The sequence below is a fragment of the Winogradskyella ludwigii genome, assembly GCF_013403985.1.
Lineage (GTDB): Bacteria > Bacteroidota > Bacteroidia > Flavobacteriales > Flavobacteriaceae > Winogradskyella > Winogradskyella ludwigii.
On sequence record NZ_JABFDF010000005.1, the window covers coordinates 73250 to 96561 of the forward strand.

Below are 23312 nucleotides of genomic sequence, written 5' to 3' on the forward strand. Positions count from 1 at the left end.
ACTCCTTTCATAAAAATACGCAATTCTTTACAATTAAGCACTTTTAGTCCCTTTTTTGAGTTCTATCACTGTGATTTCGGGCCAAATACCGACACGTCCAGGATAACCTAAATAGCCAAAACCTCTATTTACGTTAATGTGTTGTCCCAACTCTGTATAAATTCCGGCCCAATGCTTGTAGCGCCATTTAGAAGGACTCCACTTTATCCAACCTGGAATTTCAATACCAAATTGCATACCATGTGTATGTCCACTCAATGTTAAATGATAATGATAAGGGTCTTTTAGCACTTTTTCATCCCAATGACTGGGATCATGAGACATTAAAATCTTAAAATCATCGGATTGAATATGCTCAGAGGCTTTACCTAAGTCTCCGGCTTTTTTAAAACCACCTTTCCCCCAGTTTTCAACTCCAACTAAAGCCAATCGCTGACCATCTTTTTCTAGATATCGACTTTCATTTAACAGCAAGTCAAAACCTATATCTTTCTGAATGGTTTTTAAGTCTTCGAGGTTTTGTGCTTTTTCTTCTGCCGAATTCCAGTCAACATAATCTCCATAATCATGATTCCCTAAAACGGAAAACTTTCCATCCTTAGCTTTCAATCGTCCAAAAGTCTCCTTCCAAGGTAGCATTTCAGTGGCTTTATTATTCACCAAATCACCTGTAAATAATAACACATCAGATTTCTGCTCATTAATTAAATCTACAGCATATTCAATCTTTTCTTTATTATCAAAACTTCCTGAGTGAATATCACTAATCTGAGTAATTCTATAACCATCAAAGGCTGAAGGCAAATCCTCAAAATGAAGTGTATATTTTAAAACTTTAAAGTTGTACTTCCCTCTGTACATTCCGTAAAGCAACGATGTAAAAGGAATGGCTGCTAAACCTAAAGCGACTTGGCTAATAAACTTCCTACGTGTTGAAAAATCAAACTGTTGTTTTGAAACCAATTTACCATATAACCCAGCGCTTCCTCTAAAAATATCTTCACCTAAAAGAATAATAACCAAAATTAAATTTAAAGACATATACGCCAATAGAAACCCAAACGCATAACTCTTTATTGGACTTAATACACGACCTTCTGAAGATGACACAAATTGAAAAATAAAATTACCAACAACAATAATGGACACACCAAAGAACACATAATACACCCAGCTTTGCTTTGTAATTGTTTTTACCGCTTGGAAGCCGTAAATGGTAAGCACCATAAATAAAATAACAAATAGTATCCAGCGAATCATCTCATTTTTTTTTAAGAGTACAAATTTAAGCTTAAGATGAACGACTTATCTTATCAAAGTGTTAAAGATTTTTAGGAGGAATACATGTCTCTCCTTATAATTTTCAACACTTTTTAAATTTCGAATAATCCAAGTTTCAATAATCACAACTTACATTAATCAGCTTGAAGCTAAAAGTGGCAATCTTGAAATGCATTTTAGTATATTTAGAACCTTATAAACGAATAGGCGTTTTAATTAGACGGATACTTTTTAAGACTAAATAAAAAATAGTACTATTGAAGTTAAGACCATTGTTTTAATCTGAAACCCATTAGATACAACCACATAAAATAATAAACTAACAAATTAGCATGAGCGATCAAAACAATAATAATAATAAATCGGCTTTAACCACATTGGTTACGGTCTTCTTTTTCTGGGGATTTATAGCGGCATCAAATAGTGTCTTTATACCATTTTGTAAAACGTATTTTAATATTGATCAGTTTCAATCGCAATTGGTAGACTTTGCTTTTTATGGCGCCTATTATATTGGAGCGCTTTCACTTTTTATAATGTCTAGTGCTGTAAAACGAGATATTCTAAATAATTGGGGCTACAAAAATGGTATTGTTTATGGATTGTTGCTCTCTGCCGTTGGAGCCTTTATAATGTATCCAGCAACTGCAGGTGCAGAACAAGGCCAAACCGAAGTTTTCTATGTTGTACTCATTGCTTTTTTTATAGTTGCATTAGGCTTTTCATTACAGCAAACAGCAGCAAATCCGTTTGCAGTAGCGCTTGGAGATCCAAAAACAGGCTCCCATCGATTAAATTTAGCTGGAGGGATTAACTCTTTCGGAACAACCATTGGACCCATTGTAGTGAGTCTAGCTATTTTTGGAACAGCATCTTGGAGCACCGAACAATTGGCAGAAAAAATAAACACCAATGAAATTACACTGGTTACAGTACAAATTCTTTACCTCTGTGTTGGAGCATTATTTCTAGTCGCAGCTGCTATGTTTCACTTTTCAAAAAAACTACCATCGCTTAAATCTGACACAGCATTTGAACCTGCCAATAAAGCAAGAAATCTATTAATTGGTTTAACCATAATCATTATAAGTTGTTTTGGATATATTTTTAGTACCTATTCTGGAGATACTGTTGCTACTGAAGACCTAGAACACACACGTTTAATGGTTTTATTTATTGCACTTATTGCTGTAATTGCATCTGTTTTTATCGCTAATTCTAGTGCATCTAAAAAACCTGAAGGTTGGGGAGCTATGAAATATCCACAACTTGTTTTAGGTATGCTAGCAATATTCACTTATGTTGGTGTAGAAGTTACTATTGGAAGTAATCTTGGAGAATTACTAAAAAAGGGGGTTGCAGACACAGGCTTAAACGCACTTAAACTTCCTGTTCTTAATGATTCGCAACTAGGTTCTTACATCTCCTTATATTGGGGAGGATTAATGATAGGACGTTGGGTTGGTGCTATTACGGTGTTTAATCCAAGTAAAGGTTTAAAAAAGGTGTTACTTATTATTGTGCCTTATGTTGCATTTGCTGTAATCGTTTTGGCCAATTCTATTAAATACAGCTTTACCGTTAATGAAATATTCTTTTTTGCCATCTGTATTGCGGTTCAAATTGGTGGTTTTTTCTTAGCAAAAGATAACCCTGTTAAAACCTTAAAAATATTTAGTTTACTAGGAATCATCGCGATGTTAATTGGCTTGTTCTCTTCTGGCAATATGGCTTTATTCGCTTTTTTATCTGGTGGCTTATTCTGTTCTATAATGTGGCCATGCATATTTACATTAAGTATCGCTGGTTTAGGGAAATATACCTCTCAAGGTTCTGCGTTTTTAATTATGATGATTTTAGGTGGTGGAATTATTCCTCCTGTCCAAGGTAAACTTGCTGATGTATTTAATATTCAAGCCTCATATTGGATGGCTGTAGCTTGTTTTGCCTATTTATTGTTTTATGCCTTTAGAACAAAAACAGTTTTAGACAAACAAGGCGTTACGTACTAAACTATAAACTCTATTTATCATCGCGTAAAATCTTTAAGTAAATTCATGATAAAATGAAAAGACGGGATTTCATAAAAAATGCGTCATTAACAGGTATGGGGTTAGCTGTTGGCAACGCACTAACCAATTGTGAAGAAAATACTTCTGACCAAAATAAAGAATTAACAAATACACCTAAAAACAACTCAAAACGAGCTTCACCTATAGTTGTGGCAACTTGGCACGTTATTAGTGCAACGGCTAAAGCTATGGAAGTTCTTAACCAAGATGGCAACGCTTTAGATGCCGTAGAGCAAGGTTGCAGAATTGAAGAAGCTAATGAAAAAGGACAAACGGTTGGCAAAGGCGGCTTACCAGACAGAGATGGTAATGTTACTCTAGATGCTTGCGTAATGGATAAACATGGCAATTGTGGCGCTGTTGTATACCTTCAAAATATAAAACACGCTGTTTCCGTAGCTAGAAAAGTCATGGAAGATACACCGCATGTTATGCTTGCCGGAGAAGGAGCCAAACAATTTGCGCTTTCAAAAGGATTTACAACGGAAAATTTATTAACCGAAGCTTCAAAAGAAGCTTGGGAAAAATGGAAAATTGAAGCCCAATATAAACCCATCATAAATATTGAAAATCATGACACTATTGGTATGCTTGCCATGGATAAAAATGGTGATATTTCTGGTGCTTGTACTACCAGCGGATTAGCTTATAAATTAGGAGGACGTGTTGGTGATTCTCCAATAATTGGTTCAGGATTGTTTATAGATAATGAAATTGGTGGTTGTGTGGCTACAGGTCTAGGTGAAGAAGTAGTAAAAACGGTTGGTAGCTTTTTAGTGGTAGAATTAATGCGTCAAGGAAAATCACCTCAAGAAGCTTGTGAAGAAGCGATTAAGAGAATCGTTAATAAACCAAATAGTAACTATAAGAATTTTCAAGTGGGTTACATCGCTATAAACAAACAAGGAGAAACGGGAAGTTACGCTATCCATCAATGGTTTAGTATGACTAAGTTTCAAAATGGAGTGAATGAACAAATTCAGTCAGGTTATTTCAATAAGACTTAAAATTGTAGATGCTTTTCTGACCAATTACGGTAATTTCTCAAAAAAGTGACATTCACTAAAGAAAACCTACCATTCACTAAATAAAACATAATTTCAAATAGATTTAATATATCTTTACGCGTTACTAAGCTTAGGGTAAAATATTAAGTTTAACGAAAAGTCGCTGTAGGGAGCGACTTTTCACTTTTTAAAACCACTTTATAGTTAATCGCGCCAACGTCTCTTTAAAACTACTATAAGGAGGAAATAATAACTCTGTGACTCCAAACGTATACTGTTTCATTACAGCGCGCTGATTACTGAAGCCTTGAAAACCAAAAAAACCGTGACTTTTTCCAATACCACTATTATTAACCCCTCCAAAAGGTAAGTTATGATTGGCATAGTGCAACACACTATTATTAATACACGTGCCACCTGCTCTAGTGTTATTTAATATTTTCTTAGTATTCGTTTTGCTTTTACTATATATATAAAGTGCCAATGGTCTCGGTTTTGAATTCACATAAGCAATGGCCATATCTAAACTCTTATAGGTAACAATAGGTAAAATAGGACCAAATATTTCGTCTTCTAATAATGTTGCTTCAGGTTGTAAATTTGAAATTATAGCAGGTTCTATATATTTTGATGCACGATCCGTGTCGCCACCAACTTCAAACGTCGCATGTAGTGCTTTTGCATTATCTAGATGCTCACTTAAACGTTCAAAGTGTTTATCAGTAACTATCCGTCCGTAAGAGTCAGACGTTTTTGGACTATCGTTGTAAAACGTTTGAAGCCATTTTTTACAAGATGCAATAAATGCCACTTTTATGCTTTCGTCTATTAACACATAATCTGGTGACACACATATTTGACCGCAGTTTAAAAACTTTGCCCACATTATTTTCTTAGCCGCGTTATCAATGTTAGCCGTTTTATCTATAAGGGTTGGAGACTTACCTCCCAACTCTAAAGTTACAGATGCCAAATGTTGAGATGCAGCCTTCATAACTATTTTGCCCACTTTTGGAGAGCCTGTAAAAAAGATATGATTAAAAGGGAGTTTTAATAGCTCCGTTGAAACAGCAACTTCACCTTGCACTAAGGCGACCTCATCGTCATTAAAAACAGCCGTAATAATTTCAGACATTAATGCTGATGAGTTTGGAGTCATCTCTGAAGGCTTAATAATTGCTGTATTTCCTGCGGCTATTGCAGAGACTAAAGGACCAAAGGTAAGATTGAATGGAAAATTCCAAGGTGAAATAATTAAGCAGACTCCTTTTGGTTGATATTTAATATAAGAACCAGAACCTAACATCGATACTGGTGTTTCTACCTTTTGCTTTCGCATCCAGCGATGCAAGTGTTTTTTGGTATGTTTAATATCACCAATGATAGCATAGATTTCAGTAAGCTCAGTTTCAACGACTGGTTTACCTAGATCTTTTTGTAAGGCGTCTTGAATTTGCGTTCTATAAGTTACTTCAATGGCATGCTGGAGTTTATTCAACGTTTTAAGCCGCTCTTTATAAGTCCTATTTCCAATAACATACTGATTATTGTTTTGTTTTGAAAATAATTCGGAATAGGGATTATTACTAAAATCATTCATAATTAAAAGTCTGTTTATAGGCGTTTCAATCTTATTTTATGCATTTCGTCGATAAAAATTATTCAGAAGTGTTTTTTATCCGAAGAACAGTAACGTTTAGCATAAAAAACAACCATTCTAAAGGGATACAAGCGCAAATCATGTATTTCACCGATGTTTTTAACGAGCGTTTACCACTTAACAGTTTATCGACTGGTTTCATCTAAAAATTCTAATCACCCTTGAGATGTTGTGTTTCTTTGAGTCGAAGTTAAAACAAATATAGCTTCTTACTATTATGAAAAACGCTCTAATCATCATATTCTTCTTAACATTATCTTTAACAGGTTTTGCTCAACAAGACGTAACTGTGAACAATGAAACAGAGCGTGTTGAAACGATAACAATAGTAAAATCTGAAATTAGTACAATTGCTGTTTCTGCTGAAATTAAAGCTAAGGTTTTAAAATTGAATCGTAAGAAAAGTAAAGAGATTATTAGTATTAAAGCCTACAGAAAAAGTCTTCAGATTAAAACGAAGACGGTAAAACTTTGTTAAGCCATTAGATTTTAAATCATAAACTATATATTACTAAAAAAGCCGAAACTCACGTTTCGGCTTTTTTAGGTTTAAAATTGGCTTATCTTTAATCGGCATAATTTAATTCACCGTTTGCTTCTTGCTCCTTAAACTTCTTAACCAGTTCTAAGGCATCAGGAATGACATCACTACATAAAATAATAAGTGAGCCTTTTACAGCATTCTTTACCGCGTATTTAATGGCTTCTTTTTCAGATGGAATTATAGTGGTCTTTTTATTAGGATCTCTTTTCTTAATCCCATCATCGAGCATCTTAATTAGTTCTTGCTCTGTTTTCCCTCTTAAGCGTTTGTCTTGTCTAATAATAATTTCATCAAACATATCAGCAGCAATAGCTCCCATTTCGTTATTATCTTCTACGCGTCTATCTCCAATACCTGCAATGATACCTACTTTCACTGTCGCTTCAAGTTCATTGGTGAAATTTTGTAAAGCACGCATTCCTGCAGGATTATGTGCATAATCTAATAAGATAGAAAAGTTATTAAATTCAAACAGGTTTAAACGTCCTGGTGTTTGTGCTGCAGAAGGTATAAACGTTTCTAAGCCTGCTTTCATATCTTCAATACTAATGCCTTGTACATGTGCTCCTAAAACTGCGGCTAATACATTCTGAATCATAAATTTTGCTTTTCCTCCATAGGTCAACGGAATGTTTTCTGCTTTCATTAAACGCATTTTCCACTCTCCTCTACAAATGGTGACAAAGCCATTTTCATAGACGGCTGTAATACCATTCATACGTTGCAAAGCCTTAACATGTGGATTGTTCTCATCCATAGAAAATAACGCTACATTACAATCTAAATTACGTCGCATGTCATACACCAAGTCATCGTCTGCATTTAAAATAGCATAACCATCTGGCAACACGGTTTCTGGAATAACCCCTTTTACTTTTGCTAATTGCTCTATAGTATGAATACCTTTTAAACCTAAATGATCTGCGGCGACATTAGTAACAATAGCCACATCACATTTTTTAAAACCTAAACCTGCTCTTAATAAACCACCTCTTGCACATTCTAAAACAGCAAAATTAACAGTCGGATCTTTAAGTACAAACTCGGCACTTGCAGGTCCTGTACAATCACCTGTCATTAGTAAACGGTTCTGTATATAAACACCATCACTCGTCGTATAACCCACGCGATAGCCATTCATTTTAGCAATATGTGCTAATAATCTAGACGTTGTTGTTTTACCATTCGTTCCTGTTATAGCCACGATTGGTATGCGTCCTGTTTCTCCTTTTGTTGGAAATAATTTATCGATAACCGGAGCTGCAACATTTCTTGGTAATCCTGAAGTTGGAGCTAAGTGCATTCTAAATCCTGGACCTGCATTAACTTCTAAAACAGCACCTCCTGTATCGGATAAGGGTTGAGAAATATCTGTAGTCATAATATCGATACCACAAATATCTAAATCTATAATTTTAGAAATACGCTCTGCCATACTTACATTTGCGGGATGGATAATATCTGTAATATCTTCTGCGGTTCCTCCGGTACTTAAATTGGCGGTATCTTTTAAAATTAAGCGTTCATCTTCTGGTAAAATAGAGTCTAATGTATAACCAGCATCTTTTATAATGGTCTGAGTTAATTCGTTTGTTGTAATTTTAGTGAGAACATTCTCATGTCCAAACCCACGACGTGGATCGCTGTTTACGGTATCAATCAACTCTTGAACTGTAGAGGTCCCATCTCCAATAACATGAGCAGGTGTTCTAATCGCTCCAGCAACCAACCTATTATTTATAACTAACAATCTATAATCTTCACCTACAATAAATTTTTCGACGATAATAGCTCCACTTTTAGAACTTTCTTTAGCAAAATGAAAAGCAACTAAAGCATCTTCGTAATTTTGAATGTTGACAGTAATACCACGACCATGATTGCCATCAATAGGTTTAATAACTAAAGGATAACCAACATAATCACAAGCCTCTTCCAAACTGCGTTCTCTTCTAATAATATCTCCACGAGGCACCTCAACTTCTGCTTGTTCTAATAAGTATTTAGTATCCTCTTTATCGCAAGCCAATTCTACACCAATACTACTTGTTTCACTGGTCACTGTAGCTTGAATTCGTTTCTGATTGGCTCCATAACCCAATTGACAAAGCGAATATTTATTAAGTCGAATCCAAGGAATGCCACGAGCTTCCGCTTCAGCAACAATAGAACCGGTACTTGGCCCTAAACGATCGGCTTCACGCAATTCTCTCATTTCCTGAATATCATCGGTCAAATCATAAGCTTCTCCTACAATTAAGGCCTCACATATTCTTACGGCAGCTTTGGCCGCAAAACGTCCAACAGACTCTTCCATATATGAAAACACGACGCTGTAAACCCCTTCTTCTCCATAACCACGCGTTCTTCCAAAACCAGTATCCATTCCGGCAAGCGTCTGAATCTCTAAAGCAATATGCTCTATAATATGACCCATCCAAGTCCCATCATCTACACGCATAAAAAAACCACCTTCGCAACCTTCAGAACAACGGTGAGAATACATACTTGGAAACATCGCTTTTAATCGCTCTGGAAATCCTTCGATTTTATTAGAAGGTAATTGTTCCATTTCTTCAAGATCAAGAACCATTACTATTAATTTATGTCGTCTTACAGACCAGTAATTAGGTCCTCTCATCGCATTAATTTCGCGTATTTTCATGTTGGTTGGTTTGTTTTAGTTATTGAAAGATTCTAAATATAGTATTTTTCACTAAAAAAAATGGCTTATTTTTGGCCAATATTTTTAGATACAAATTATGCAGAAGATAAAGGGAACTTTAATACCAATTGGAGGAAATGAGGATAAAGGTATTGAGGCAGACGAAATGTACACTTTAGAGTTTATAGACGATGGTATTTTATTCCATGTCGTTGAAGAAGCTGGAGGCATTGACGCTAAGATTGTTGTGATACCAACAGCATCTAGTATCCCTGTTGAAGTTGGTGAAAATTACCTAACGGCCTTTACAACATTAGGCTGTAAAAACGTTACCGTTTTAGACATTCGTTCTAAAGAAGACTCTGAAACTGAACATGCCATTGCTTTAATTAAAAATGCCGATTGTGTCATGTTTTCTGGTGGAGATCAATCTAAAATTACAGATAAAATTGGAGGCACTATAATCCATACTATTTTAGCGGAACGCTTTGTTAATGAAGCTGGTTTTGTAATTGCAGGTACAAGTGCTGGTGCCATGGTTATGGCCAATGAAATGATTGCTGGCGGAAGCGCTTCTGAATCCTTTATAAAAGGAGCCGTGAATATGTATAAAGGTTTAGGGTTAATTCCCGAATTAATTATAGACACACACTTTATTAAAAGAGGTCGTTTTGGAAGACAATCTGAAGCGGTGGCTAAATTCCCGAACTTGATAGGATTTGGCTTAGCTGAAGATACTGGAATGATTATTAAAAACGGCAATGAATGTACGGTAATTGGCTCTGGAATGGTCATTGTTTTTGATGGCAGCACGCTAACCCATAACAACGAAAAAATATTAGAAGAAGGCACACCAATGACAATGGCTAACCTTACAATTCATGTCCTTTCAAATGGTGATGAATACAATATTAAAACTCGAAAAGTGAAAGTATTGCCTATTGAAGCTCCTTTTATCTAATACTAGAATCCCTGTGAAAAAAGGGATCTCATAAAGCGATCTTGTAATGTTAAATGAATCCTCATAACCGCGTTAGCGATTGCAGTGGCATCCTTTTGCTTTTCGCAAAAGATATAACGGAAAGCGCGACCTTTAGGTAACGCCCAAAATAAAAAACAAAACAATGCTTAGATCCTTTTTTTTAAAGGGATTTATTGTTATTTATAAATAGAAACATCTTCAGTTCCCATAGACGATTTACTGGCACGATACATCCCTTCGGTATTAAAAGGCATGGCAATATTTCCATCGGCATCTACAGCAATAAGACCACCATCTCCACCAATGTCTAAGATACGTTTATGGATCACCTCATCGGCAGCATCTTTTAGCGATAAGCCTTTGTACTCCATTAAACAAGAGACATCGTAAGCCACAACACCACGAATAAAAAACTCACCGCTTCCTGTACAACTTACAGCACAGGTTTTATTATTGGCATAATTACCAGCACCAATCATCGGACTATCTCCAACACGTCCCCATTTTTTGTTGGTCATACCTCCTGTTGAGGTTGCTGCTGCAATGTTGCCTTCTTGGTCACAAGCCACAGCACCGACAGTTCCAAATTTTGAATCTTTCTTTTTTGAGTCACTAACCTTTGCCGAAGCATGATCTAGCTGAAAATTATCACTATCCTTTATCTCTTGCCACTGCTTATAGCGCAATGCATCATAAAAATAGTCAGGTTGCTCCAGTTGGTAATTTTGTTCTTTCGCAAATTTCATAGCTCCATCACCTGCTAAAAAAACGTGGTAACTATTTTCCATCACATCACGTGCTAAGGACACCGGATTTTTAATTCCTGTGATTAAAGACACAGCTCCGGCTTCCAAATGTTTCCCTTCCATGATGGAGGCATCCATTTCATGTGTTCCTTCTGCTGTAAACACAGCACCTTTTCCGGCATTAAACAAAGGAGAGTCTTCTAACACTTTTACCGATGCTTCTACCGCATCTAAGGCTGTTCCTCCATTTTCAAGCAAATAATATCCTGCATCAAGCGCATCTTTTAAGGCGTCTCTATATTGTGCTTCTAATTCTGGCGTCATCATCCCTTTTACTAAAGTTCCGGCTCCTCCGTGTATGGCTATTGAAAATGTTTTCATGTGTGAAATTTTAAAACGGAAAATTACAAATTGCTTTTCAAATAAACCCTTAACTTTTTGTAGTTTTGAAACTATTGTCTGTTCGAGCTGAGTCGAGCATTATTTTCATTTATATAATTCACTATGTCTGACAAAAAACGCCTATTTCTAGTTGATGCCTTCGCTTTAATTTTTCGTGGCTATTACGCTTTTATAAAAAATCCAAGAATCAATTCCAAAGGAGAAGACACCTCAGCTATTATGGGTTTTATGAACTCGCTTTTAGATGTCATTAAACGCGAACGACCAGATCATTTAGCCGTTTGTTTTGATAAAGGAGGAAGTGCAGATCGTGTAGAAATGTTCGAGGCCTACAAAGCCAATAGAGACGAAACACCTGAAGGCATAAAAACAGCCATTCCGTATATCTACGAGATCTTAAAAGCCATGCATATTCCCATTATGGTGAAAGAAGGTTTTGAAGCTGATGATGTGATTGGAACACTAGCTAAAAAAGCAGAAAAAGAAGGTTACCAAACGTTTATGGTGACACCAGATAAGGATTTTGCACAGTTAGTAAGCGAAAACATCTTTATGTACAGACCAATGTTTGGAGGTGGCTATGAAACTTGGGGAATCCCAGAAGTACAAAAGAAATTTGAGGTCACCGATCCATTACAAGTTATTGACTTTTTAGGGATGATGGGCGATGCTTCTGATAATATTCCTGGATTACCTGGTGTTGGTGAAAAAACAGCTAAGAAATTTTTAGCGGCTTATGGCAGTATGGAAAACCTTTTTGCCAATTCACATGAGCTTAAAGGTAAAATGAAAGAAAAAATTGAAGCCAACCAAGAACTCGGTTTATTATCCAAACAATTGGCCACCATTATGCTCGATGTACCTGTGGAGTTCAATGAAAAAGATTTTGAGATGTCTGAACCTGATATTCCAAAAGTGACTGAAATTTTTCAAAACTTAGAGTTTAGACGTTTAATTGATAATTTTAATAAAACCTTTTCTGCTGAAGCTATGCAGGCTGCTGGAACCACAACTCCAACGTCAGACAAAAAGGAAGCGCCTAAAACGACACCTACAGAAGAAAAATCTGCAGGCGAAGGTCAATTCTCTTTATTCGGAGGTGGCGAACCATCAGCAACAGAAACTATTTCAGAAAATGCTAGAAAAACCTCAGCAACCTATTCGCATTTTTACCAAAGTGTAGCATCTGGTATGGCAACCAAATTGTTTGTCAAAAATCTAATGAATCAAACCTCGGTGTGTTTTGATACGGAAACCACAGGCTTAAATCCTCTGACAGCAGAATTAGTGGGCATCGCCTTTTCATGGGAAGTAGGCAAAGGCTTTTACGTACCATTCCCAGAAGATAAAACGGAAGCGCAAGCCTTAATAGAGATTTTAAGACCGTTTTTCGAGAATGAAAACATTCAAAAAATTGGTCAGAATTTAAAATACGATATCAAAGTTTTAGCCAAATATAATGTTGAGGTAAAAGGCAAACTGTTCGATACCATGTTAGCGCATTATTTGATAAATCCAGATATGCGACATAATATGAATGTCCTTGCAGAAACCTATCTGAACTACACACCTATTTCTATTACCGAATTGATTGGCAAAAAAGGAAAGAATCAGTTAACCATGCGCGATGTGCCTTTAGAGAAACAAACGGAATATGCGGTTGAAGATTCAGATATTACCTTACAACTTAAAGAACATTTTGAAAAAGAATTAGGCGAAGCTAATACTCAAAAATTATTCGATGATATCGAGATTCCGCTGCTGCGTGTGTTAGCGGCCATGGAATTAGAAGGTATTAATTTAGATACCGAATTTCTAAATTCGTTATCAGACCAACTGAATAGCGACATACTAAATCTTGAACAAGAAATTTATGCCGCTGCAGGCGAGGAATTTAATATAGCCTCACCAAAACAATTAGGAATCGTGCTTTTTGAAAACATGAAGCTCGTTGATAAGCCTAAAAAAACCAAAACGGGTCAATATTCTACAGCAGAAGATGTATTGAGTTATTTAGCGAAAGAACATACTATTATTCAAAATGTTTTGGATTACAGAGGACTAGCAAAATTAAAGAGCACCTATGTAGATGCCTTACCATTACAAGTAGAACCGTCTACAGGCAGAGTACATACAGATTATATGCAAACCGTTGCAGCTACAGGTCGTTTAAGTAGTAATAATCCTAATTTACAGAATATCCCAATCCGTACCGAACGTGGTCGTCAAGTGCGTAAAGCCTTTGTACCAAGAAACGAAGACTACACCTTACTAGCTGCCGATTATTCGCAAATAGAATTACGAATTATTGCCGCATTAAGTGAAGAAGAAACCATGATTGAAGCCTTTAAAAATGGTGAAGATATTCATGCGTCAACCGCATCCAAAGTATTTGGTGTGCCATTAGAAGAAGTCACCAGAGAACAACGTAGCAATGCCAAAACCGTGAATTTCGGAATCATCTATGGTGTGTCTGCCTTTGGCTTAAGTAATCAAACCGATTTATCTCGTGGTGAAGCCAAAGAACTCATTGACACCTATTACGAAACCTATCCAAAATTAAAAGCCTACATGAGTAAGCAAGTCGATTTTGCAAGAGATCATGGCTATGTCTCTACCGTTTTGGGGCGTCGTCGTTATTTAAAAGACATCAACTCGCGTAACGCTGTGGTGAGAGGTGCCGCAGAACGAAACGCCGTTAACGCACCAATACAAGGAAGCGCTGCCGATATCATTAAAATTGCGATGATTAATATTTTCAACAAGCTAGAAGCTGGACACTATAAGTCGAAGATGCTCTTACAAGTACATGATGAATTGGTCTTTGACATCTACAAACCAGAACTCGAAGAACTTACCACATTGATTAAAACAGAAATGGAAGGTGCTTTTAAATTGGATGTGCCGCTTGATGTTGAGGTGGATACTGGGTTGAATTGGTTGGAGGCGCATTAGGATGAAAAGGCACACAATAGACTCTACTTAATAGTATATTGTTCTAAATTTTAAATATAAAGACTAAATTTATAGGTGATATTAATTTAAAATAACATCTGCAATAGCAATAGCTATCTTTTCAGCCATTACAGGAGGTACAGCATTGCCAATCATCTTATAATTATACCCCATACTCTCCGTAAATTTAAAATCATCAGGAAAAGATTGGATAAGTGCAGCCTCTTTAACTGTTATACTTCTTGCTTGGTTAGCATCAGGATGAATAAACATTAATCCATCTTTGTATAAATGGGCTACTATGGTCTGTGCAGGCTTATCCCAGTCCAAGTTTCTATATTTGGCATGTTTGGAATTTTTACTAACTAAATTATTGTAAAACTCAATACGGTCAACCATTGGTTTTTTATTCATATTATTAGAAACCCATTCTCTAAAAACTTTTATATCTCGTGTATTGTGAAATCTTGGCTTATGATTTTCTTCAATAAATTCATCTTTTTCAACAGGAACGTAAGAAGATTTCCTCCCATTTATTACTATAATTTCATTAGAAGGTTTAAACTTTGAAAGATGTCCAATAGCATCTCTTAATGTTATAGGTGTATTTACTTTTTGTTTATTTATCTCAGAGTAAATTAAATCTAAATTAAGATTGTCTGAAACAGAGTCTCTTCGTACTCCTACTATAATAACTCTATTACGCTTTTGTGGAACTCCAAAATCATTAGCCGATAAAACAACATCCTTAAGGGTTTCAGGTTTTTTAATATCGTATCCATGCTCGTCAAAATACTCAAAAATTCTTTCTGTTACTTTTTTATCACCTGGACATGCGCTTAATATTCCCGGCACGTTTTCAAATACAAAAACTGAAGGTTGAAATTCTTCAACAATTTTAGTAAAACTTTCAAATAGATAATTACGATAATCTTCTTTCATTGAGTTTTTATCTTGTGCCCTACCAGCTACAGAATATGCTTGACATGGAGGCCCTCCAATAACTAAATCTACTTTTTTCCCTTTTACAATACCTTTCAACCCTTCGTTGATTACATCTTTATGATTAGTAGCTCCATAATCCTGGATGGTATCTTCTTTCCAATTCCCATTGATGAGTTCATCTGTTTTTTGAATATCAAAATGAATAACGTTTTTAAAAGCTTGTTCATTTGAATGATTCCACTTTTGTTCTAGCCTGTTTCTCAATGTTCTTACCATAGGAATTTCCCATTCAACATGAGCTAAAGCATCATACTTTTTTGACATGATAAATCCTTCTGATAAACCTCCACAGCCAGCGAACAAGTCAATAAATGTTAATTTTCTATTTTTCATTTTCAATGATACTGTCTAATACATTTTTAAATTGCTCCGCAAAGACAGAACTAAGCATTGGAGGCACCGCATTACCTATCTGTTTTAATTGATTTCGAGTACTCCCTGTAAAGAAATACCAATCAGGAAAAGATTGTATTCTAGCAGCTTCTCTAGGCGTTATACTTCTTGGGAATTCACCAGGATGTACATATGAATTCCCATCAGTTTCTAAATGTGCAATAATTGTTTTAGAAACACTTTCAGGATCTAGCTTAAAATACTTATCACCAAAACCTTTCACCTTTTTCTTTCCATTTTCATCTATAACGACACCATAAGTAACTTTTGATAAAGCTTTTTCATTTGCCGGATCATTTAAGTATTTCCCTGGCACAAGGTTTTTATAAATAAATAAATCACGATCATTATGATATCTTGATTTATGATTAAATAAAAGCTCAGGTTTTTTCAGTTCACCCCTATAAGTATTAATCTTTTTACGATAATTACTATCGACTGTTTTACTTATTAAATCGTCATATATTATATCAGAGATGTTTCTACCAAAACAAAGTTTTTTATTATTAAATGAAATTTCTGCTTCTTCTTGATAATTATTGGGCTTAGGATTAGCTTTAATTTGTGGTAAGTCACTAATGACTTCTTTTAACTTAACAGGTCCTTTTTTTTCTTTAATGATTTCCTCAAAAATACCTGAAGCAGTTATATCATGTTTTTCAGACAAATCTCTTCGAACACCAATAAAGAAAATACGTTCTCTATTTTGAGCTAATCCAAAATCTTTCGCATTTAATACCCAAGAAGCGGCATCATAACCATATTCACCTGTATCTGATAATGACTTTTCAATTAAATCTCTATATCCCGAAGCTGAAGCTAAACCCTTTACATTTTCTATAAGAACAAGTTTAGGTGATAGTTTTTCCGCAAATTTCAGATAGTATTTAAAAAGTTGATTTCTAGGATCATCAATAAATCCTTTTGTTCGCTCTTCTAAAGTTGATTTTTTGGAACGGCCAATCATAGAAAAGCCCTGACAGGGTGGCCCACCAGCAAGAACATCAACGTGAGTTATTTTCGAAAGTATATTTTTTATTTCAACATTGTCTTTTACAGATGGTACTTTTTTACGAAGCTCTACTTCTTTATTTGTCTCAATAACCATATGACCTTGCATATTGTAAACAACCTCACCATTACCTAAATGCTCATAAAGCTCCTTAATATCTCCTAAAATAACTCTATCTAAATGTGTTTTTGGATGAGTTAGTTTTAAATTTTGTTTTAATGTATTAAGTGCAGGTTCAGCAATATCATTTGCCACTTCAAGGTGGAATCCATTATTTCCAAATCCAATCGTCAAACCACCAGCTCCTGCGAATAAATCAATGTAAGTGTATTTTTTTTTGTTTTTCATAAAGTATCCTAAAAGACATGTAATGTCGAAGCTATTTAATTTGTCTTCTTATAAACAAGGGAACCTCGGCTAATTTTAACTAATTATTAAACTAACGCATGATACTTCTAAAAAGAATAAATCTTAGAGTATTTACAATATAGATCTTTAACAATTTTTATAAAAAACTTGACAAAAATAATAAAAATAAAAGTAAAACAGCTTCGTTTTCACTAAACAAAATCTAGAAGTTCATCTTTTAAAATAGCATTAAATACACGGTAAAGTTCATCCAAATATATTTTCAAATCTTGAAATTTTTTATTTATTATATCACCATTTTTATTAGAACAACCAATTAGGTATAATTCATATGTATACGGTCTAATTTCTGTTAATTTAGAATTTGGTCTGAAATGATCTTTCATCAATTTAAGATGTCTTCGACTATATAAAGACATACCATCCTTTCTATAATTATCCATCTCATTTTGAATACGAGTTTGAAGAGCAACATACCTACTTATAGAAAAAACCATCATGTTAATCTCATCTACCATAAGCTTATATTTGTTATCCAAATTCAATCCATTAGAAGTGTTCTTTTTAAATTTTTTGATCTCACAAATTGGCAATAATTCAATTAAAGAATCTAATTTAATCCAATCTATTTTTGCTTTTATTCGCTCCCAAGACTCTTTCTTTTTACAAGCTTCATCTAGCCTTCCATCATCTAAATTCTCAAGTAACAATTTGTTAATATAAATTAAAAATTCTTTAATTTTAATTTCAGAAATATCTACGCCATGATTATTCCAAATAGTTTGAAAATCGATACTCTTGTTCGACTTTAATAAATATTCTTGGATTAATGAAATAGAATATGCTACAACGTTTTTTCTTATTCTCCCCAAAGCATTATTACCTATGCCGTACTTTGTTTTTAGTAACTTGTAGAATATAAATGACCCAATTATGTTAGCATAATACTCTTTACTTATTTTTTTATTCTCAGAATCAAACTGATCTCTTAATATTTTATACCTTTTTTCAGCACTTTGAACGGAAATAAACGGTTCAACCTTACTACCAATAGAACAGAAAAACAAAATTGATAAATCTGTTTTATCAATTTTCTGATTAACAGGAAACAGATTTAAAAAATAGTTTTCATTTTTACTCAGGTTTTTCTCAAGCTGATATTGACCTCTAGTTCGTTCGAAGTAATAATAATTATTAGACGATGGATTCCTAAATTTTTTAGAGCATGTGTGTAAATTAATTAAATACTCTTCATTACTTGACAAATCTGATTGCTTAACAGCATTCTGAAGATTACTATTTTTAGCAATATTCTCCTGAATTTTAATGGAATCAATATTTCTTCTGATTTCAGTAATTTTTGCCATCACATTTACTTTACTTAAATCAATATTTAATTTCAGTTTTTTAGCTTCTTGTGTTGCAAAAAATATTGATGATGTTGTCTGACCCCCATTAACTATCTGAAAATTCTTAAAAGTCTTTACAGAACCATCCTCATTTATTATTATTTCTGACACAGTAACACATAAACCATTATTATATGCTAAAAACATTTCTGGTCGATTTAATAATGAATCTTTTATCCCTTTGTTGACTTTGATTCTTGCAGATAAGAACGACCTTACGTTACTTTCCAATAATCGTCCACCAAAGTCACTATATATGTTATATAAAAACTGCGCAGGAAGAATAGCAATAGCAGTACCATAACTAGAATTCCCTATCTCTGGTTTAAGTACATTTATGGGTTTGTCATAATAATCTTTAACGTCGATATCAAGTTTCTGATTACTCTTGTGTAATCTCTCTAATTCTTTTATATCATATATCCTAAAGTTACAATCTACAGCAGAATCAATATCTCCTTTTGAAAGAACCCTTGCTACGTCTATTTCTTTTTTATTTACAGCAATATTATTTGTAAATAAATAGAAATCCATCTTTACAATATTTTTCTTTAAACCTACATTATACTCAGCATTTAAAGCTGATAAAACATTAGCTTTTGGAACATCATATTCATTAGTTCTTATAACATAATTCAATACTCTATATAATTGTTTGAATTGCTGTTCAACATCTTTCAAATTTAACTTCACTGCTTCATCAGAGTTATTATAATTTGCTATAAACAGTGATAAAACAGTTTCATTCTCATTAATTGAAAACCCATCAATTTTTAAGTTTCTATTACTATCATTTTCTTTAAAAAATTGAGAATGTTCAAAGCTAGAGATTAATGAAGAATCTATTAAATAGTCGGATGCAATTTCACAAAAAGCAGACTCAGCATTTAATTGAGAATCTTGTGAAAGCTTTTCTTCCGTTAAGGTATTAAGGGTGGTAAAAAAACTCATTATAAACTTATTAATTCAATAATATTATTACTTAAAATTTTTTGTTCCTGTAAATTTAAATTGTACTCTACTTTTTTAATAGAATTAGAAATAGATGTTCTTGCTAATTTTGGGAACTCGGAATCTACATCATAGATATCTGGTCCATTAATGATTTGAAATCCAAAATCTATATATTCAATTTCTGCTTCTGCTAAATACCCCACTTCCAGTAATAAACCTTCAAACTCAAATTTAGCATCGGAATCATTTTTTAATAATTCTTCAATATCATTAATAATACCAGGCAAAGACTGAAATAATGATTCCTTACTTATTTTATGTCTTTTAACTTGATATACCGATAAAAATAATCGATCCAAACCGGTACAATCTAATTGATATTCGTTATTAATATTTACTTCATATTTATTGTTTGAAGTAGTACACTTTACTTCAATTGCCTGAGTATTTGGGAAAATAAAGTCTTGATTTTGTTTTTTAGGCCCTACCCAACTTGTTACAATATCTAATAAGTTTTTTTTATAGCATTCTAATAATGTTTTAAGTAATGTTAACTCTGCGAATAAACCAATCTGCCCATTTTCTGACAACACCCCGTTTTTTTTGGATTTAAAAAAATTCATCCAAGATTTAACTCTTTTTAAAACATCTAATATAACTAAATCAGTTGTAGCGTTTTTTGCAGTTTCAACGATGTCAGCAATGAAAGTATAAAATATATCTTCTTCAGTATTTCTATCAAGTTTAATGCTATAATAAGTATCTAATCCAGTTGTACCTGGATCTGGAACAGGAAAAGTGTCAATTTGAATACTATCTAGTGTATTTATGTTGTTTATAATAACCTCAGATCGTCGGCCTCCATTCGTTAATTGTAACAGAACACACTGTTGGTTTTCAGCTAATTTATCAATAGCGAGAATAGTTTTATATCTATTAGCATTATCAAAGTCAACAAGTCGTGTATCATACTGGCCACCAGGCTTCACGTTATCTATTAATTCTGTAAATATTTCTTTTATACTCATCACTTAATTTATGTTGTCATTTACCATTTGATTCACTAGTACATCAACTGAATTATTATTTATAGCTGTACTATTAGGAAGATAAGAAGGTGTCGCTATAGATACTCCATATGGTAAAGCTATATATTCACCTGTATCACTATCTATTAGAGCTTCTAAACCATCATGCATATTCTCAATAGAAGGGATCCCGCCTCGTTCAATATTTATACTACTGTAGAAAAACTTTGGGTCTAATACTACAAAAGTGATTATTGGTCTTTTAAGGTGACGACAAGTTTCCGAAGGAGTTCTTTTTTGTTTGGGTGTTAATTCATTCTTTATATCACCAATAAAGTCAGATAAATAATTAGCATCGGTTAGTTTTCCATTTGGAACTTTAAAATGATTTGAGGTTTCTTTATCATTTTTCCTCGCAGTATTTCTTTGAGCTAAACCAATTTCCTTATCAATAAAAGTATAACTATCTTGATTGTCTGGATTTCTACCAATTATTACAATGTCCACAGTTTCATAGCCAGACGTCTTGTAAAATTCAAAAATTTTATCAAGATCTAAACTTCCATTACTATTAATTATTAAAAACTTATCGTTTTTTAAATCATCTAATTCTCCGTCTATATTAACATTCTTAAAAATCAACTTATTTTTAAATTCATTAATATTACACTTCCCTTTTACTCCATCTATTATTTTGCACAAAATATTATGATTGTTAATAATTGTATCTGGTTTACGTGATATTGAATTTGTGATAACTTCACCACCTGCCCAACTTAATCGCATAGGACCAGCTACGCCCATTTTTGAGGTAACAGATAAGCTTGTGGTAGATTGTCTAATTTTAATTAAAAAATCTCTAGGTGATGCATTACTTCTAATCATTGCTGAAATATTTTCATTCATGATTGTATCAGCATAGCAAATTTCGCCAAAATCTATAGCTATTTCTGTTGTTGTTATAATTCTACACAGGTCTGCATAGTTAGAACGATAACCAAACCAACGTCCCATTTGCATTAATGTATCAAATGTTCTAGCATGTCTAATAAAGTAACTTGTATGTAAACCTTCCAATGTCAACCCTCTAGACATTGTGTTTCCCCCAATAGCAATTACTTTTCGCCCGTGAGGATATAAATGATAATCTAAACTCTGACCTCTATTAACACGTGCCCCATTTACAACTAAAATCTCTACAGCAGCCACAAAACTTCTAATATAATCTCTTAATTCACTGAAACTATTTGGCAAATCAAAATTATTATTTGCAAATGATTCATTTTCAGAATATGCTTGAGTATAGAATTCTTGGCTATTAACTTGATCTGTTAATCCATCAATATTACCTCCGTGAAATAGATCACTTAATTCCGCCCACATTATCTCACTATTATTCTCAATACGATACTTAAGTTCACTCCAATAATTTTTGAATATATCTCCTAAATGGTTTTGTATCATTGTCAAATGGGATACATGTATTAACATAGACATATGCGATCTTTCTTGGCCTCTAAAAAATCGTAATGCTCCTGAAACAATAAATTGCTTAGTCGCTACTTTTAAAGAATCTGGCATATTTAGCGCCTCTACTTCTTCTTTGTAATAAGACTTAAGTTGTCCAGGAAAACCTTCAGTACTATCTATCTCCATTATACCAGGTAAGCCTTGGTCAAAATATTTTTCTGGGCCTAAATAGTTTGACGGTTGTTTCAGCCTTACAATGAAATCCTCAGGAAAAATACTTTGATGATGTTCATTATCTAAAGGGATTAATACATTTGCATATGGAGTTGCCGTATATCCTGTATAACATCTTCTACTAAACTTATTAATCAAATCAACAATTCTAGCATTTATAGCTGTTGGTCTATTTTCTTCATCTATATTTCCATCTTCATCAATTATAGGAGCATCAAGGTCTTCTAGCTTAAAATTATTATTAATACTAGCTTGATCAGCTTCATCATCTATAATTAAAACAGCTTTATTAGATTGAGACTCCATATTGATACCAATAACATTCTCCAACCATTTGTTCATGTTTTTTAAGGGATGAACGTTTTTCTTTATTACAGCAATTAAAGGAGCCTCTAAATTGAAATTAATACCATTCATATTTGCTGCAGCAGAATTAAAATCACCTTTAACATCTGCTGTAGTTAAGGATTGTGTTTGATTATCAAACCTATTCATTAACGTCCCAACACCTACAGCAGTTTCTTCTCCATTAATTTTTTGTTTTCCATTAACTCCTTGATCAATTCTAAATTGAGTTTGTTGACGCAAATTATTATGCATACCTGCTAAAACAACTATAAACTGATATCCTACATCAATAGCCTTGTTTATTAATCCAACATAATTACCTGTTTTACCTGATTGTACATAACCTATAACTAAACCTTTTTTTTCAAAATGATCTGTTTCTCTTGGATTGGACATCCCATCTAATATAGCATCAGTACTCTGATCAATTTCATCTATTACAGTTTGTGGTAATTGCTGTATTTCAGACAAATATCTTTTATAATTATTCCAAAATGGAAAATCAGATAAATTAGGATTGTTTTGTTTATAATTACGAACCCAAGGTATTCTATGATTATACAGAGTTTCACTTATACCAATAGTAATTGTGTAATGTGACTCTAATTCATTAATTACTCCTTCCCAATTTATGTTAGGAAATATATCGGGTGAATAAATATTTTGAAAGCTAAAAACAGTTTCTCTTATAATTACAGTTGTTATATCTTTACCTGTGTCTTTTAATCCATTTAATGTCGCATGTGCAACATCTTTAATAATTTTATTATTCATAA

At 33.6% G+C, this 23312-nt stretch carries 14 protein-coding genes; 5 read left to right on the top strand and 9 right to left on the bottom strand.

Features of this window, described 5'->3' with window-relative positions:
• Positions 1-33 precede the first annotated feature (33 nt).
• The gene (locus HM981_RS12765; RefSeq protein ID WP_179339199.1) at positions 34-1260 is read right to left on the bottom strand and encodes a metallophosphoesterase; all 1227 of its coding nucleotides are present in this window, start codon (positions 1258-1260) and stop codon (positions 34-36) included.
• A gap of 353 nt (positions 1261-1613) precedes the next feature.
• Here HM981_RS12765 and HM981_RS12770 point away from each other — a divergent pair, with 353 nt between their 5' ends.
• Both HM981_RS12770 and HM981_RS12775 read left to right on the top strand, forming a co-directional pair.
• Positions 1614-3293 (top strand): MFS transporter, encoded by a 1680-nt coding sequence (locus HM981_RS12770; RefSeq protein ID WP_179339200.1) that lies wholly within the window; start codon positions 1614-1616, stop codon positions 3291-3293.
• 53 nt (positions 3294-3346) lie between these two features.
• Positions 3347-4360, top strand: coding sequence for an isoaspartyl peptidase/L-asparaginase family protein (locus HM981_RS12775; RefSeq protein ID WP_179339201.1), 1014 nt, complete (start codon positions 3347-3349; stop codon positions 4358-4360).
• Positions 4361-4547: 187 nt separating this feature from the next.
• Here HM981_RS12775 and HM981_RS12780 read toward each other — a convergent pair whose 3' ends face one another.
• On the bottom strand, positions 4548-5960 hold the full coding sequence (locus HM981_RS12780) for an aldehyde dehydrogenase family protein (protein WP_179339202.1): 1413 nt from the start codon (positions 5958-5960) through the stop codon (positions 4548-4550).
• A 277-nt stretch (positions 5961-6237) separates the two neighbouring features.
• Here HM981_RS12780 and HM981_RS12785 point away from each other — a divergent pair, with 277 nt between their 5' ends.
• Positions 6238-6498 carry a hypothetical protein gene (locus HM981_RS12785; protein WP_179339203.1) on the top strand — a complete coding sequence of 87 codons (261 nt, stop codon included), beginning with the start codon at positions 6238-6240 and terminating at the stop codon, positions 6496-6498.
• A gap of 88 nt (positions 6499-6586) precedes the next feature.
• Here the strand turns inward: HM981_RS12785 and cphA are convergent, their stop codons facing one another.
• Positions 6587-9229: a cyanophycin synthetase gene (gene cphA, locus HM981_RS12790; protein WP_179339204.1), complete on the bottom strand. Its 2643-nt coding sequence runs from the start codon at positions 9227-9229 to the stop codon at positions 6587-6589.
• A 97-nt stretch (positions 9230-9326) separates the two neighbouring features.
• Here cphA and HM981_RS12795 point away from each other — a divergent pair, with 97 nt between their 5' ends.
• Positions 9327-10190, top strand: coding sequence for a cyanophycinase (locus HM981_RS12795; protein ID WP_179339205.1), 864 nt, complete (start codon positions 9327-9329; stop codon positions 10188-10190).
• Positions 10191-10387: 197 nt separating this feature from the next.
• On the opposite strand, the gene HM981_RS12800 is transcribed toward HM981_RS12795, so the two are convergent.
• Positions 10388-11338, bottom strand: coding sequence for an isoaspartyl peptidase/L-asparaginase family protein (locus HM981_RS12800; protein ID WP_179339206.1), 951 nt, complete (start codon positions 11336-11338; stop codon positions 10388-10390).
• 123 nt (positions 11339-11461) lie between these two features.
• Between HM981_RS12800 and polA the strand changes: the two genes are divergently transcribed.
• Complete coding sequence (polA, locus tag HM981_RS12805) at positions 11462-14314, top strand: DNA polymerase I (protein ID WP_179339207.1); 2853 nt, start codon at positions 11462-11464, stop codon at positions 14312-14314.
• Positions 14315-14395: 81 nt separating this feature from the next.
• On the opposite strand, the gene HM981_RS12810 is transcribed toward polA, so the two are convergent.
• From HM981_RS12810 to HM981_RS12830, 5 genes are all read right to left on the bottom strand, one after another.
• Entirely contained in the window at positions 14396-15652 is a 1257-nt protein-coding gene (locus tag HM981_RS12810) for a DNA cytosine methyltransferase (RefSeq protein ID WP_179339208.1), read from the bottom strand.
• Positions 15642-17072, bottom strand: coding sequence for a DNA cytosine methyltransferase (locus tag HM981_RS12815; protein ID WP_179339209.1), 1431 nt, complete (start codon positions 17070-17072; stop codon positions 15642-15644). Before HM981_RS12815 ends, HM981_RS12810 begins: the two co-directional genes overlap by 11 nt.
• 212 nt (positions 17073-17284) lie before the next feature.
• Positions 17285-19453 (bottom strand): AIPR family protein, encoded by a 2169-nt coding sequence (locus HM981_RS12820; RefSeq protein WP_179339210.1) that lies wholly within the window; start codon positions 19451-19453, stop codon positions 17285-17287.
• On the bottom strand, positions 19453-20484 hold the full coding sequence (locus HM981_RS12825; protein ID WP_179339211.1) for a PD-(D/E)XK motif protein: 1032 nt from the start codon (positions 20482-20484) through the stop codon (positions 19453-19455). The genes HM981_RS12820 and HM981_RS12825 overlap by 1 nt, the downstream gene beginning before the upstream one ends.
• 3 nt (positions 20485-20487) lie before the next feature.
• Entirely contained in the window at positions 20488-23310 is a 2823-nt protein-coding gene (locus tag HM981_RS12830; RefSeq protein ID WP_179339212.1) for a Z1 domain-containing protein, read from the bottom strand.
• Between the last annotated feature and the right edge of the window lie 2 nt (positions 23311-23312).

Excerpts from the sequence above, each read along its gene's own strand:
- HM981_RS12765 (WP_179339199.1), bottom strand. The coding sequence starts at position 1,260 with ATGATTCGCTGGATACTATTTGTTATTTTATTTATGGTGCTTACCATT.
- HM981_RS12770 (WP_179339200.1), top strand. The coding sequence starts at position 1,614 with ATGAGCGATCAAAACAATAATAATAATAAATCGGCTTTAACCACATTG.
- HM981_RS12775 (WP_179339201.1), top strand. The coding sequence starts at position 3,347 with ATGAAAAGACGGGATTTCATAAAAAATGCGTCATTAACAGGTATGGGG.
- HM981_RS12780 (WP_179339202.1), bottom strand. The coding sequence starts at position 5,960 with ATGAATGATTTTAGTAATAATCCCTATTCCGAATTATTTTCAAAACAA.
- HM981_RS12785 (WP_179339203.1), top strand. The coding sequence starts at position 6,238 with ATGAAAAACGCTCTAATCATCATATTCTTCTTAACATTATCTTTAACA.
- cphA (WP_179339204.1), bottom strand. The coding sequence starts at position 9,229 with ATGAAAATACGCGAAATTAATGCGATGAGAGGACCTAATTACTGGTCT.
- HM981_RS12795 (WP_179339205.1), top strand. The coding sequence starts at position 9,327 with ATGCAGAAGATAAAGGGAACTTTAATACCAATTGGAGGAAATGAGGAT.
- HM981_RS12800 (WP_179339206.1), bottom strand. The coding sequence starts at position 11,338 with ATGAAAACATTTTCAATAGCCATACACGGAGGAGCCGGAACTTTAGTA.
- polA (WP_179339207.1), top strand. The coding sequence starts at position 11,462 with ATGTCTGACAAAAAACGCCTATTTCTAGTTGATGCCTTCGCTTTAATT.
- HM981_RS12810 (WP_179339208.1), bottom strand. The coding sequence starts at position 15,652 with ATGAAAAATAGAAAATTAACATTTATTGACTTGTTCGCTGGCTGTGGA.
- HM981_RS12815 (WP_179339209.1), bottom strand. The coding sequence starts at position 17,072 with ATGAAAAACAAAAAAAAATACACTTACATTGATTTATTCGCAGGAGCT.
- HM981_RS12820 (WP_179339210.1), bottom strand. The coding sequence starts at position 19,453 with ATGAGTTTTTTTACCACCCTTAATACCTTAACGGAAGAAAAGCTTTCA.
- HM981_RS12825 (WP_179339211.1), bottom strand. The coding sequence starts at position 20,484 with ATGAGTATAAAAGAAATATTTACAGAATTAATAGATAACGTGAAGCCT.
- HM981_RS12830 (WP_179339212.1), bottom strand. The coding sequence starts at position 23,310 with ATGAATAATAAAATTATTAAAGATGTTGCACATGCGACATTAAATGGA.